The following is a 14133-nucleotide window of genomic DNA, read 5'->3' as shown; positions in this document are numbered from 1 at the left end:
CACCCAGGGTTCGATCGGTGCGGCGGGCGGCAGTTCCTCACAATTGTCCGGCGCCACGACCTTCACCGCCGGGACGGCGTTCACAGGCGGTGGTGCAACGATTGGAACGATCGCCACCCAGGGTTCGATCGGTGCGGCGGGCGGCAGTTCCTCACAATTGTCCGGCGCCACGACCTTCACCGCCGGGACGGCGTTCACAGGCGGTGGTGCAACGATTGGAACGATCGCCACCCAGGGTTCGATCGGCGCGGCGGGCGGCAGTTCCTCACAATTGTCCGGCGCCACGACCTTCACCGCCGGGACGGCGTTCACAGGCGGTGGTGCAACGATTGGAACGATCGCCACCCAGGGTTCGATCGGCGCGGCGGGCGGCAGGTTCTAGCCTTCGGCTCGAGTTGGTTGGTTTGGACGGAATGAGGAAGCCGTACCATCCGCGGTTACTCGTGAAAGTTGGCACCTAAGTGTTCCGATTTCCGATCATTAAATCAAAGTATCATGTTGAGATTGTGGACGGGCAAGGAATCTTCCTGCTGTCCGAGAACGAGAAACATCTACTCGAGGGTGAGACGATGTTCCAACTCGTGCCGCTTCTCAACGGTCGCAACAGTTGGCTTGATATAATATCCTCACTCGATCCTGTGGTAGGACGCGATGCTGTAATTGCGGGGCTTGACATATTGCTTCGTTGTAACCACCTCGAGGAAGCAGTTGATCCCCAACTGCGGCCATTTCAAATATTTTGGAGTGAGTTGGGTCTCGACCCAATGCGCGCCGCCACACTCATCGCTTCGAATCCACTCCACGTCCTCGGACTTGATGCAGACACCACGGCCGCAGTTAATTGCCTGCGAAGTTCCGGCTTTTCAGTCAATCAGACATCCCGCTACTCTCTTCTGCTCGTCATAGTAGACGATTACCAGAATGGCGGTCTTGATGCCATCAATCGCCAGAACATTTCCTTAGGTCGGCCGTGGATTTTATTGAAGCCGCAGGGACTCGTGCCGATGGTGGGACCGTTCTTCCGACCGGGGAAGGGACCCTGCTGGAAATGTCTTGAAAGTCGGCTCCGCCAGAATCGCGATGCCGAAACATTCATAAACCAGTACACTGGACGCAGTGCGCATTTTCCTATCAACAAGGCTGTTGTTCCACTTGGCGAAACACAAGCCATATCTCTGACGATTCTCCAGATGATTCGTTGGCTCGCACGAGGCGAAAACGCCCACTTCGAGTCCCGAATTTCTACCATCCACTTACTTACTGGAGAGCAGCGAACACATCAGGTTACTCGCCGACCGCAATGCCAAATATGCGGCACGCCGATGGTCGCAAGAGTAGCCGGCCGTCCCGTTGTGCTGATGGAACGGTCAGTGTCTACCGCAAATGAGAATGGCGTGCGCGCCGAAGATCCCGAGATGACCTTCAATCGCTACGCCCACCATATCTCGGAGGTTTCCGGAGTGATAAAGGGCATTGCTCCCTCTCCCACTAACAGCACAGGGCCCGTAAAATCATATATAGCTGGTCACAATTTTGCGTTGAAGGCCGATGACCTCCTTTTTATAAAGAGTACTCTGCGTTCTAATAGCTCTGGAAAGGGAAAGAGCGAAGCTCAAGCTCGCACAAGCGCGCTGTGTGAGGCGCTCGAGCGATACTCTGGCTTGTATCGTGGCGAGGAGGAGCAAGTATTTTTCTCCTTCAAGCAACTAAGCGATGACGCCATCGATCCGCGCACTGTGATGCAATTTAGCGAGACTCAATACCTGGAGCGACATAGCTGGCTTGCCAAAAGCAGCTTCTACCGGATGGTTCCGGTTCCATTTGACGAAAATGCCGTGATAAGCTGGTCCCCGATATGGTCGTGGACCCAAGGACGACGTAAGTATCTTCCGACAAGTCTACTGTATTATGGATTCCCGCAACCAGTCGACTTATCTTTCGCTTGGGCCGACTCAAACGGCGCAGCCGCCGGCAGTTATTTTGAGGATGCCGCATTGCAGGGGGCATTAGAGTTAGTTGAACGTGATGCAGTAGCGATTTGGTGGGCGAACAGATTACCTCGACGAAGCATCAATCTAGACTCGCTGAATGATCCATTCATTGAGGAGTTAAGAGCATTTTATAAAGCGCGGAACAGAACATTCTGGGTTTTAGACGTCACATCTGATTTGAAAGTACCAGTTGCTGTTGCCGTTAGTCGACGCGAAACCGGACCAACGGAAGATATCATTATGGGCTTCGGGGCTCATTTTGATCCGCGTATTGCAGTCTCCCGCGCTCTCACGGAAATGAACCAATTTATGCCTGCTGTCCTCGACATTGGCGAGAATGGGTCCACACGATACGGCATCGCGGATGATGATGCTATCGCCTGGTGGAAGACCGCAACGGTTGAAAACCAACCTTACTTAACATCGTCTCTGACCAGCATTCGCATCGACGATCTACCGCGCGCTCCAGTCGGCTCAGTTACCCAATTGCTTCTTGAGCTCTTTGCAAGATTAGAGGGCAAAGGTTTGGAGATTCTTATTTTAGATCAAACTAGGCCCGATATTGGGCTACCGGTAGTGAAGGTAGTCGTTCCGGGAATGCGTCACTTCTGGGCGCGTTATGCACCGGGTCGACTTTTCGATGTTCCTGTCACGGAAGGCTGGTTGGAAAAAGCGAAAACGGAACCGGAGCTCAATCCCACGGTGATGTTTCTATGATACTTCATGGAGGTGGCGGGCAACCAGCAGCCACTGTTCGCCTGTCGAAGTTGGCGTCGGTCCAAGATGCAATAGTCTCAGTGAACAGAGGACTAACCCCGCATTACGTTAATATTATTGAATGGTTGTCGAAAGATGGCATACCCTTGGACGGCTGTGATAGCAATCTGATTGAGATGCTCGAAGCTTTGGCTCGATCAGGCTCTGTCGAACTGCACGCTGGGCTCACGCGCGACAAACTAATTCTCATTCCGAGCCGAGATGACTTCAAGCTTCACCTGGATCTAATTTCATCGGACTGCTTGTGGCAGGTTTCCCGTTTCGCGTATATGCATTTCTCTGATGGCGTTTTGGTAGCTCGAAGCCCAATAGCGGATTGTTGGCTGAGCGTTAACGACGAAACGGTGTCTGAGATCCTTTATTCCTTGAAGCTCCCATCGCATCTGCCGGCCAGCGAGCCAAACGACTATGTGATGAATGCATGTAGAATGCTTGCTCGCGCCCAGATCATCGTTCCATGCGGGAGCTCCGGCGAGCCATTTGAGGCCCACGACCCCGAGTACAGGCAATGGGACTTCCATGATTTGCTGTTTCACTCGCTTAGCCGGCTCGGCCGAACGACACAGAGGATGGGGGGAGTCTACGCTTTCCGTGGCGAGATCGAGCCACTTCCCGCAGCAAAGGAGCATCAATGGGCCGGTTCCTTTTGTGCCCTTCCCCGACCTGATATTCCACGTCTGAGCCAAATCGATATTAGCTTGACGACCGCGATAGAGACGCGTCGGTCAATTCGGCAGTACAGTATCGTTCCTCTCTCGCTGGAGCAGCTAGGTGAGTTTCTCTTTCGTACCGTTCGAACGCGGTACATATTGCCCACCGCGGCCGGTGAACTGCTCAGCCGCCCTTATGCAAATGGTGGCGGGATTTACGAGCAGGAGTTTTATGTTACCATTGACGCGTGCTTGGACTATCCTCGTGGTTTCTATTATTATGACCATATCAATCATGGCCTTTGCCTAATATCTTACCCGACTGCAGATATGGAACTGTTGATCGATGAAGCGAGCGCTTCGGCGGCGCGGGCTGTGAGACCGCAAGTAGTGATTACGATCGCCAGTCGCTTTCATCGCCTAGGATGGAAATATCGTGGTATGGCATATGCCACTCAACTGAAGAACGTAGGGGCAATCTACCAGACTATGTATTTGGTGGCCACGTCGATGAATGTCGGGGGCTGTGCTCTTGGAATAGGAAACAGCGACCGATTGTGCCGCATGACCGGCGAAGACTATCTCGTGGAGAGCTCAATCGGAGAGTTTATGCTAGGCCGATCTCTTTGATCGCTAAAATAGGTCAGTGCGGATGGTTGATGTCCACTATTGCATGCTTGCTGCAGTTCGCGGTTGGAATAGCGAACCCGATAAAGTTGCAAGAGGCGCGATTTGTGATCAAATGGCTTTGGCATTGCAATATTACTATGCACATCTTCCGCAAAAACGATCTAGTCTCGCTATTGATCCGGTGCAGTCACTCACGATATTGCGAACATCGCAGAGCGAGCATGGATTCTCCAAACGCTTGCTAGACATTATACATACTCTACGCGACCGCCATACGGCAATCAATCTGCCGCAGCCGTGGCAAGACGCAACGGCGTATGTTCCGTTCATGATTGAACGTTGCGTTGAGAATGGCCGGCCAACTTATATTTTGACAAAGCAATTTTTTGGATACGCAGACATTCCTCTAGGTGCATGCATTACTCATTGGAACGGCATGCCAATTGATCTGTATGTAGCGGCGTTCGCTGCGCAGACTTCTGGAGCACATGAAGCGGCCAGATTGCGCCTTTCCATGATGAATTTAACCCAGCGACCTCTCGCCTTTTTCTCGGTTCCTATAGAGGATTGGGTCACTCTCACCTTTCTCCAAGATGGCAAATTCCGGTCTGTATCGACGCCCTGGTACTGCGCATACCGCACACCATTGAGTTTCACATCATCCGCTATCAGTGACGGCTACGGTGCGGCTCTCCAAGGTGCCGACTATCAGCTCTTGCATACAAATGACTTCGTTCGTCGGGTGCCGAAAGTAACTAGCGAACGAATCTTGGAACTAACCACAGACGGTAATTTGCGTTACGGGAGGATCGAAACTAGTAGTGGGAGTGCTGGCTATGTGCGGATCTTTAGCTTCGAGGTATCAGATGATTTGACATTTGTGAATAAGATGGCCTTCATCATTGCGTCGTTGCCTCAAGAGATGCTAATTGTCGACATCCGGAACAACCCTGGGGGATTAATCCCGGCAGGGCAGAAGTTGCTTAGGGTGCTTACAAATAAACCGCTGTTGTCCTCGCCCGTGGAGTTTAGATGCACCGATTACACGTTAAAGCTCACGCTACTTGAGGATTTCCGGACTTGGCGTCGTTCGATCGAGCTGAGCCCACTTACCGGTTTGGAGTACTCGCAAGCTTATGCTTTATCTAGCTACGATAGTCTTCCGAATTATCGCTACCCAGGAAAAGTTGCGCTGGTGATTGATTCACTCTCATACAGCACAAGCGATTTTTTCGCGGCAGATTTTGCGGACAATGGTGTCGGTTTGATAGTCGGGGTTGATCCGACAACTGGTGGCGGAGGTGCGAATGTATTCGGCTGGGATAGGCTGGTTTCCTGGAGCGACGCGGTAGACGGGGGACTTTCTCGATTGCCAGGCGGGTTCGGGCTCACAATTGCAGGGCGTAGATCGCTGCGTACAGGTTTCAATGCCGGTATTCCGGTGGAGGGTTTGGGAGTATGGGCGGACGTGCAATGCGAGTTGACCCGCGATGATTTACTGGGTGAAAATGTCGACCTCATCAATTTCACCGCGGCGGCACTCAGAATGAGCCAGTAAAGAAGAAGCCGGACGGTGTCTCCTTATACATCGAGACCTTCCATACCGACTAGGCTGTGAACCCATAAATCGTCGACACATCTGGTGGACTGATGCCGTTGCTAGACGGACAGCCAGCGAACCTCAAAGTCGTGGTTGGGCTCGATCGTCTCTCGGAATTCGGGCACCGCTCTAATCGCGATAGCTTCATTCACTCTTAGAGCTTGTTCCACAATGTCCGCCAATTGCTCGTGGCGAGGCCAATCCACGGCAAGCGCGGGATGTCTATCGCCTGTTTGAAGCCTCCCGTCGGCGTGACGCTCTTGGTATCGGCGCCAGATCAGCCAATCCTCTTTTACGGCAGCCAACTGTCCGTCGTCGATAGGTGAAAGCAAGAATACCCGGCTCCAATCATCGAGCGCATCATCCCATTCGCACCTATAGGCGTGTGCTTGACCGCGATATTCTGCGATGCCGTTTCTAGGCCTGTCGTAATAATCGTGGACTGTGAGGACTGGTTCCCATTCGCTGATCGCTTCGCTAGCCATGCTCCGAATGTAGAGCAACTTGTCGAACGGCAGCAAGCTACTAGCAGCTTTCATATTGTGCCGAATTCTGATTCAGCGTCGGCATGAGCCGATATGACCTGACCGACTTCGAGTGGCGCGTAATCCAACCGCTCCTGCCCAACAAGCCGCGAGGCGTGCCGCGTGTTGACGACCGTCGCGTGCTGAACGGCATCTTCTGGGTGCTGCGATCAGGCGCACCGTGGCGCGACCTGCCGGAGCGTTATGGACCGCGCACGACTTGTTACAACCGCTTTGTGCGATGGCGAAAAGCAGGCGTGTGGGATCGGCTCATGGACGCCGTCAGTGCCGCGCATGACGGTGAAATCCAGATGATCGACAGCACTTCCATCCGGGCGCACCAGCAGGCTGCGACAGGAAAAAGGGGGATGCAGATCAATGTCTCGGCCGCTCCCGAGGCGGGCTCACGACCAAGATCCACGTGGTCGTCGATGCGTGCGGGCTGCCGATCCGGCTCGGCCTGACAGCAGGGCAAGCCCATGACGGGCAGATCGCCGATACACTCCTCGACCATCTCGGCCCGCGCGCCATCGTGCTGGCGGACAAGGCCTACGACGCCGACCGCATCCGTGAGTTGATCCAGGACCAAGGCGCCACTCCCAACATCCCGCCGAAGAGCAACCGGAAGTGGAAGCCCTGCTTCAGCAAGCGGCTTTACCGCGAGCGCAACCTCATAGAGCGGTTCTTTTCCAAGCTGAAGCACTTCCGCCGCGTCGCCACCCGCTACGACAAGCTGGCTGCCAACTTCCTCGCCATGATACAACTCGCTTCGATCAGGCTATGGCTTCGCGCTAATGAGTCTACGGCCTAATGGGGGTCCTGCGAGGCGGATTTGACTCCATGCCAGGAGCGAACACGTGAGTGATCAAAACGAAGCCGTGACGGCCGATCTGATCCGACTGGCGGCAGACATCGTGTCTGTTCTACGTCAGCCAGAATCCCGTTCCCGCCGCGGGACTGCCAGATCTCATTGCAGCGATCTATTCGTCGCTAACAGGCCTTGGTCAGTCGGATATGGCCGAGCCGCCTAAAGACGATCCCGCCATCTCGCCATGTACCGGTCTCCCGCTACCAAGGCTGTTCAAAGTGAATCAGTTTGTTGGCGACTCTCCGGTGAGGAGTGGTCGCCATTTCTATGTTGTGTCGTGTTGCAATCGGCTCACGTTGATTTCCAATGATGGTTTTCTGCCCTATCGACAAGTCCACGCGACACGAAATGCAACATGGGAGGAATGAAATCGTGGCGGATATCGAAAAGAGGCAAGCAAGACCGATTCGGGGAAGCGAACCATACGAAGTCAATTACTTTGCCCGAAAACACGGCATCACGAGGGATCAAGCTCTAAAAGGTCATCAAAGACACCAAAAGGCAATCGCGAAAATCCTCGCAATCAGGCGGCCGACGTTCAACGGGCCAACCTGTTGTCACGTTCTCCCGCGCCACCTCCTACGACATTCTGAGGGGCGACCTGCAGGTCGCGCTGGACGACTGACTCGATCGGCGCGATCCTACTCAAATCTGGCTGTAAGCAGGCGTCGGATTTGTTCGATCAAACCCTGATCGGTGGTCGTGCGAGTTCGCACGACCACCGCGCGGTCAGTTATCGACCAGAGCAGTGGGCCTCCACCTCGCATCGAAGAAGCGATTTGCTCTCCACGAGCTAACGGAGCAGCGCCGGCACTACAGCCAGCGCACTTGTATCTGCAAGAAAACACATAGGATTGGGCTGGTCAATCTTCGGGTTTTACTGACACCTTCTATTGAACATGACTGCGGAGGACGATGGCCGGGAACTCCTTTCTTCCGCTAAGCAACTCATTCTGCTCCATCACGCCGTTAAGGCTGAAAAGCCAAGCCAACGGCTCCGACATCGTCTGCTCTGGAAACCACTTGTAAAACAACGCTGCCGCTCCGGCGCGATGAGAAAACAACTCATAAACGCGGCGCTGCACAAACGCAAAGAGGACCATATCAGCCTTGGAGATGAGCAGTGCATACGGCTCGTACGTGAAGGACTGAAGAGGATCTCGAACATAATCACATCGGCGACCTGCGGCTTTCCAAGCGGCAAGTTTGCCCAAGATAATCTCGCGGTCTCCAAAATACACCTTGTCCCTGTAGGTGTCGCTGCAGAACCACCTAATTAGATCAGTGTGGTCGCTCTTCGGACAAAGCACGTATGAAGGAACGCTAGCGGCGCGATCGCGAAGTGACTTCGTCGGTTCCTTGGGCGGCTCGCGCCTTTCGAAGAGGCAATCCGCCTCTAATGCCTCCCGGCACACCGGCGGTTTGCCTAACGACCCGAGTCTCAACGCGTCCACTGTGCACGCCTCTTTGGCGACACGCACGGCCGTGGAATTGTCGAGATATCCTATCTCGACGTCCCTAAACTGCCGTTCCGAACGCCAAAGATAGGAGACACCGGATACGAAGACGATGGGGGAGAATACCCCCGCCTCCATCCTCTTCGGGTCGTCAAGTCGTACTGTGGTTGCATCACAAAGTACATCGATCGCCTGACCATCTGTTGATACCTGGGAACCTCCAACTCCAGCCGGTCGCCGAATTGCGGCAAAACGGCTATCGCCAGTTACTGGCACCTGAATCACTTCATAAACACTATTGTCGAAGATTTCGTAGCATAAATCAGCCAAATAACCGAGATAGGGCCTTTCCTTGGTTCCTTGATCGGGGGGAGCCAAATAAGAAAAGGGTGGAATGTCTGTTCGAAAGCCCACAACTATCTCTTTTGCATGTGTGGGCGAAACAGCCACCCCGCCGAGCAAGCCAGCTGCGCAGGTCACAGCCAAAAGGGCTGATGTCGTCCCTGGGCTGTCTCCATTGCCTCGACTTCGTTTTGGTCGAAGCTTGGCTAATCCCAGGACAGAAGTAAGGACCGATAGCGGAAGGACAATCAGGTCGAGTGCTCCATAAAATGTAAAACACGTTTCCAGGTTCTCTTTCAGGAAAGGTATGCGCCATACCGGCACCTCGACTAACGGCGCTATGCTGGGGGTGCACGTTGACGAAGAAGTTAAGGTAACGACTATGCCCAAGTAGACAGCACTGAGCACTGTCGGAGCTACAGCAAGTGCAACGAGCGTCCAAAACCCTGGAGACTTACAAACCGATCTAACGGCATTGACGAAGCAAAAGCAAAACACGGCTACCGGCGCCATCAATAGATAATAGGTTAGCGCTCCCGTCCAGTCGCCTGAACCAAAGAGGCTTTGTCGCATTTGATTGACGTTGCTCGCCGGGAGAGCAGAGTAGAGGACCGCGAGGGCCATCATCCCGATGGCGGCAATCGCAAACGCCCCGAGTGCCCCAGAAACTGTTGCCCAAGTAACGCTATCGTTGATCGAGGGGTCTTCTTGTAGAGCGCCGTCCATAACATCGACAATGGCCGCGACACCTGTCATAGGGAGCCAAACGAGCAAGAAGACTTTCATTGTCTCCAATGCTGCTGTGGTTGCCGCCGCTTGATTTGAGAGTGGAACCGAAGATATAAGTGGATGCCACTGCGCTTTGATAAAGAGGAAATAGACAATAAAAATTACCAGAAACCAGTACAATTGCAAGCCAGTCGCGGGCAATTCGTGCGTTTCCACAAACTTGTCGGTTATACTTTTCTTAAGGCGGCCAGTGCGCATCTTATCAAATCGTGAACCGTATTCACAATATATTGCCATTATAAGCGAGAATTTGTCCCTCGACTCTTCAAGCAAACGCGCGTTACCGAGGAGACGTTTCTCGAACTCCTTAAGACGGCCCTGTCCTTTCACCATCAATGAGTCCGGCGTGCTGATGGGGTCGGTCAGATACTGGAAGTCTGCCAAGGCGGCTTCCGTTTCGTCGCGAACGTTCCGTTCGTACTCGATTAACTTCCGCCGGATCTCTGGGTCAGACCATTCAACATGTTCCTTGTAGGACCATTGCACCACGCTGCTTAGGTTCTTCTCCAGCACAAGGCAGCCGCTCAACTTCGGCCCGAGCGCCGCCCTCACCCAGTTCGAGGTCGGGCGCTCGCTGTCTTCGGAAGGCGGTCCGTCAATTAACGTCTTCAGCCGGTCAGCTTTTTCCCTAAGACGCGTCGGAATGCCAACGACCTCATGGGAGAACCGTCTCAGCCAATTCTCGGCGGGCACCAACGGATTAATGAGCGGGGCGAATCCTGAGATTCCAAGGGCAAGAAAAAGCGGCCACCTCCACGAGTCGAACTCGACCGTGCCCATGCCAATCTGAAGTCCCGAGACACTCAACTTGTCAAAAAGCTGGACAATCACCCGACCGAAGAAGGCCAGCATCCCATAGATGAAAATCAGAGAGACGCAATAGATAACGTACGCTCGTCTCAACGAGACGCTGTCCTTCAAGTTCCAGATTGTGAGATCCTTGAAGTCGCGGAACGCTGCGGCATTGACGTCGTACGTCGGCTCCGAAAATCGTTTCCAAGCGAACGCGCAGATGAGTGCGCACCCCCCCACAAACGCCGCAACGAACTGCCAGGAGATCGCAATACCTACAAACGGAAAGTCCCGGCGACTGCCAGGGACAAGCAGGTCAAACTGCCACAATGACTCTGGGACCGCGGATGGCCAATACGCCGAGTTCGAATACACCCCGCGCCCTTTCCTATCATCCCTTTTGCAAACTTCAGCAGTTCAGCATTGTTGTTGCTGCGGATTGCATGGGCCGGCAAACACGGTCGGGACGCCGACAAGCCGGACGGCCGCGAGAGTAAACAGAAAAATAGCTGCAACCAAAAAAATTGTTTTCATAGTTCTCACCCCCCCATAAAGTTGTTGAACCGCTCCGGAGATACACGTCTTCAAAGTTCCAGCCGGTCTGATTTGACACGTTCCGTCTGCAAATATCGTTCTCAAGAATACCCTAAATTAGTATAGCAGAAATAGTTGCACTTGGCAATCCCAAGCGAGCTTCTTGAACGCGCTCACCACTGGCACATCGCCAGCGCGGATCTGCTCGTCAGTTGAAAAGTCAGAGGGAACGGCAAGCGCCACACGATGACGACCCTTCGAAAGTTGACAGGAACCCAATTTAACAATGGAACCCGGTACAGAAACCACCGTCGGCACCTAAATCTTGAAACCGGATCTGATGGGCACGACCGTCTATGCCGTCCGCAATGGTATAGCCCCGTAGCTCGTCGTTGAGCCCCCGTCATCACGCTGGTGGTTGCCAAAACTGAGAGGCGACCAGCGTGCCGCCAAGGCGGACATAGCCTTGATGATCTCCGAGGCGCAGCCCCCTGGCGTGGAAACCTTCGATCTGATCGACGGCGTCTACGTTGCAAATCCGAGATGCGCACCGCCCATCGCGGTGATGTTGCGACAGTCACTAACGCGCTGGCGAACTCTCGCCTAGCCCAGACCGGCCAGGCGTCCAAGATGGAGCTCGTCTACCGATATCTGACCGGCCCTCGTTTCAGGCAGCGCATCCAGGCCATCGTCGAAAAGTTCTCTGACAAGCAAGATGACCTTGCCCGCGAACGTAAGGCCGCCACGCGGCTTTGGGCCAAGCGGGAAGCACAGATCCAGGGGCGTCATCGAGTCTACAATCGGGATGTACGGTGACCTCCAGGGTATCACGGGCAAAGTGATGCAGGAGATCGAGAGCCTTCAAATTTTGGCAGTGGAAGCACCGTCCGAGAATGAGTGATTCCCGCCCCTATGGTCTGCGTTTTCGACCTGAAAAAGGGGATCTCCCACGCCACGCCAGTTGCTAGATTGTAGCTAGGGCGCCTGTCTGGAGAAATTACAGTCAACCAGCGACTTCGAATAAGCATTAAAATTCAGAAGGTTATATGGTGGGCGATGACGGGCTCGAACCGCCGACATCTTCGGTGTAAACGAAGCGCTCTACCAACTGAGCTAATCGCCCGCTCCGGGCCGGACCTTTAAGCAGTTAGAGCTCTATTCGCAAGGCCCAATGAACAGCCGGCGCACCCGCTATCGGCGGATTTCGCCAATGCCGGCGCACTTGTCAAAAAACCTTCTGCTGATTGCTGTTATGCTCACATGCCGCGCTTGACACCTGCAAACGAACCCCTTATCCAGCGCCCCAACGACGAACACGCCTGACACGTGCTCGTCAGTGCGCGGGTGTAGCTCAGTCGGTTAGAGTGCCGGCCTGTCACGCCGGAGGTCGCGGGTTCGAGCCCCGTCACTCGCGCCAGTCTATTCAAGGGTTTGGGCCCTGCTCTTCAAAAAGCTTCAACTTTCATTTTCCGGAGAGTTTCAACTTTTTGTATTCGTTGCGGCCAACATTCGCGATCCACCGCGTCTGAATGGGCGACTACGGGAGCCGCTCGTCAGGCGCCTGTGCTCCACCTTCCCCCTGAACTGCCTCAAGAAAGGTTGGCTGCCGGTGGGCCATAGCTGACGCAGCTCTTTTCAGGATTCTCCCCTTGCCTACTTTCCCGTTCTCCGAAGCAGATCCGATTCAATTTCCCGGCCCTCCACCTAAAAGCGCTGACGTGGTGATTATCGGTGGCGGCGTTATCGGCGTGACGACAGCGCTTTTTCTTGCGCGGCGCAACATCTCGGTGACGCTGTTGGAAAAGGGACGCATCGCTGCCGAACAGTCCTCCCGCAATTGGGGATGGATCCGCAAACAGGGACGCGATGCGGACGAACTGCCGATCGTGATCGAGGCGTCGCGTCATTGGCGGCAGCTGGCTGAGGAATGCGGCGAAGACATCGGCTTGAAGCAGACCGGCGTGACTTACCTGGCAAGCTCCGACCGCGAAATGGCCCGCTTCGAAAAATTCATGACGATCGCTGCCGTCCATGAAATCGACACACGCCTGCTGAACGCACGCGAAACCACCGGTCTCATCAAAGGCATGTCACGCAGTTTCAAGGGCGCGATGACAACGCCTTCCGACATGCGAGCGGAGCCTTGGCTGGCCGTGCCGGCACTCGCCCGGCTTGCCGCCCGCAAGGGGATCAAGCTTGTGGAGAATTGCGCGGCGCGAGCCCTGGAAATCTCGGCCGGGAGGATCAGGGGAGTGTGGACAGAGGCGGGTCACATCGAGACGTCGAGCGTTCTGCTCGCCGGCGGTGCGTGGTCTTCCCTGTTCCTGAGAAGACATGGCGTTTCCATTCCCCAGCTCAGTGTAAGGTCGACCGTCGCGGCAACCGAGGCGATGCCTGAAGTCCATGCTGGAGCGGCGGCAGGAGAGCATATTGCTTTCAGACGCCGTCAGGATGGCGGATACACGCTCGCTGGCGGAGGCAGTCATTTGCTCCACCTTGGCCCGGACGCATTCCGGCATGCGAGGAAATACCTTCCCGCGCTTATGGCCAATCCTTTCGGCTCTCGCTATTCGCCGGCAGCGCCGGCGGGCTACCCGGATGGCTGGTCGACGCCGCGGCACTGGGCGCCGGATTCGCAAAGTCCTTTCGAAAGAATGCGGGTGCTAAATCCGGCTCCCGAACGTTCTGGTCTGCGTTCCATCGAGCGCAATTTCAGGCGCCTGTTCCCACAGCTCGACGCGGTGCGCCTAAAGGCAAGCTGGGCTGGCATGATCGACGCGATGCCGGATGTCGTTCCCATTGTGGACAAAGTGCAGGCGATAGCTGGCCTTATCGTCGCAACGGGCATGAGCGGTCACGGCTTCGGTATCGGACCCGGAATCGGCCGCGTCGTCGCCGACATGATCCAGGGAAACCAGATCGGGCACGATCTCACCCGCTTTCGCCTGTCGCGCTTTTCTGACGGAAGCGCCATTCGGCCGGGTCCGGCCCTCTAGGCTGAATCGACATTCAGCGCATCCATAGCATTGCGCAAGCGAGTTGGACGAAGCTGAGGAAGTAGAGAGCACGCCGGTCGTATCGGGTCGCGATGCGCCTGAAGTGTTTGAGCTTGTTGAAGCAGCGTTCGATGAGATTGCGCGCCTTATAGGCTTCAAAGTCGTAGGGGATGAGGGTCTTGC

Annotated in this window: 8 protein-coding genes, 2 tRNA genes and 2 pseudogenes; 8 read left to right on the top strand and 4 right to left on the bottom strand. The window is 54.9% G+C overall.

The annotated features are described in order from the left end of the window. From A9K71_RS32160 to A9K71_RS22725, 4 genes and pseudogenes are all read left to right on the top strand, one after another. Positions 1 to 382 (top strand): annotated as a pseudogene (locus tag A9K71_RS32160) (hypothetical protein); the annotation flags it as partial. Between the two features lie 79 nt (positions 383 to 461). Next, on the top strand, positions 462 to 2708 hold the full coding sequence (locus A9K71_RS22735) for a TOMM precursor leader peptide-binding protein (RefSeq protein ID WP_067001307.1): 2247 nt from the start codon (positions 462 to 464) through the stop codon (positions 2706 to 2708). Between the two features lie 80 nt (positions 2709 to 2788). Beyond that, a complete protein-coding gene (locus tag A9K71_RS22730; RefSeq protein ID WP_197504266.1) occupies positions 2789 to 4048 on the top strand; it encodes a SagB family peptide dehydrogenase in 1260 nt (419 codons plus the stop codon). A gap of 22 nt (positions 4049 to 4070) precedes the next feature. Then, complete coding sequence (locus A9K71_RS22725) at positions 4071 to 5606, top strand: S41 family peptidase (protein ID WP_082980658.1); 1536 nt, start codon at positions 4071 to 4073, stop codon at positions 5604 to 5606. 101 nt (positions 5607 to 5707) lie between these two features. On the opposite strand, the gene A9K71_RS22720 is transcribed toward A9K71_RS22725, so the two are convergent. Further along, positions 5708 to 6169 carry a hypothetical protein gene (locus A9K71_RS22720; RefSeq protein ID WP_156752752.1) on the bottom strand — a complete coding sequence of 154 codons (462 nt, stop codon included), beginning with the start codon at positions 6167 to 6169 and terminating at the stop codon, positions 5708 to 5710. Positions 6170 to 6216: 47 nt separating this feature from the next. Between A9K71_RS22720 and A9K71_RS30780 the strand changes: the two genes are divergently transcribed. Then, positions 6217 to 6983 (top strand): IS5 family transposase gene (locus A9K71_RS30780; protein WP_156752751.1). Its coding sequence is split into 2 segments (ribosomal slippage): positions 6217 to 6529 and positions 6529 to 6983, totalling 768 coding nucleotides; the frame shifts between segments, so codons are not numbered across the junction. Between the two features lie 947 nt (positions 6984 to 7930). Here A9K71_RS30780 and A9K71_RS22705 read toward each other — a convergent pair. Next, a complete protein-coding gene (locus tag A9K71_RS22705; RefSeq protein WP_245299737.1) occupies positions 7931 to 10549 on the bottom strand; it encodes a hypothetical protein in 2619 nt (872 codons plus the stop codon). 820 nt (positions 10550 to 11369) lie between these two features. Between A9K71_RS22705 and A9K71_RS22700 the strand changes: the two are divergent. Then, a pseudogene (locus A9K71_RS22700) lies at positions 11370 to 11855 on the top strand (DUF2130 domain-containing protein); the annotation flags it as partial. Between the two features lie 146 nt (positions 11856 to 12001). Here the strand turns inward: A9K71_RS22700 and A9K71_RS22695 are convergent. Then, positions 12002 to 12077 (bottom strand) — tRNA-Val (locus tag A9K71_RS22695). Positions 12078 to 12294: 217 nt separating this feature from the next. Between A9K71_RS22695 and A9K71_RS22690 the strand changes: the two genes are divergently transcribed. Both A9K71_RS22690 and A9K71_RS22685 read left to right on the top strand, forming a co-directional pair. Next, positions 12295 to 12371 (top strand) — tRNA-Asp (locus tag A9K71_RS22690). A 232-nt stretch (positions 12372 to 12603) separates the two neighbouring features. Further along, positions 12604 to 13950 carry an FAD-binding oxidoreductase gene (locus A9K71_RS22685; protein WP_067001280.1) on the top strand — a complete coding sequence of 449 codons (1347 nt, stop codon included), beginning with the start codon at positions 12604 to 12606 and terminating at the stop codon, positions 13948 to 13950. A gap of 13 nt (positions 13951 to 13963) precedes the next feature. On the opposite strand, the gene A9K71_RS22680 is transcribed toward A9K71_RS22685, so the two are convergent. After that, positions 13964 to 14133 (bottom strand): transposase (locus tag A9K71_RS22680; RefSeq protein ID WP_156752750.1); only part of this gene is annotated, 170 nt, incomplete at its 5' end.

It is taken from the genome of Mesorhizobium sp. WSM3873 (genome assembly GCF_001672445.1).
In the GTDB taxonomy this organism is placed as follows: domain Bacteria; phylum Pseudomonadota; class Alphaproteobacteria; order Rhizobiales; family Rhizobiaceae; genus Mesorhizobium.
The sequence above is the reverse complement of the archived record's forward strand: the minus strand, read 5'-3'. Positions and strand labels throughout refer to the sequence as shown.

Excerpts from the sequence above, each read along its gene's own strand:
- A9K71_RS22725 (WP_082980658.1), top strand. The coding sequence starts at position 4,071 with ATGGTTGATGTCCACTATTGCATGCTTGCTGCAGTTCGCGGTTGGAAT.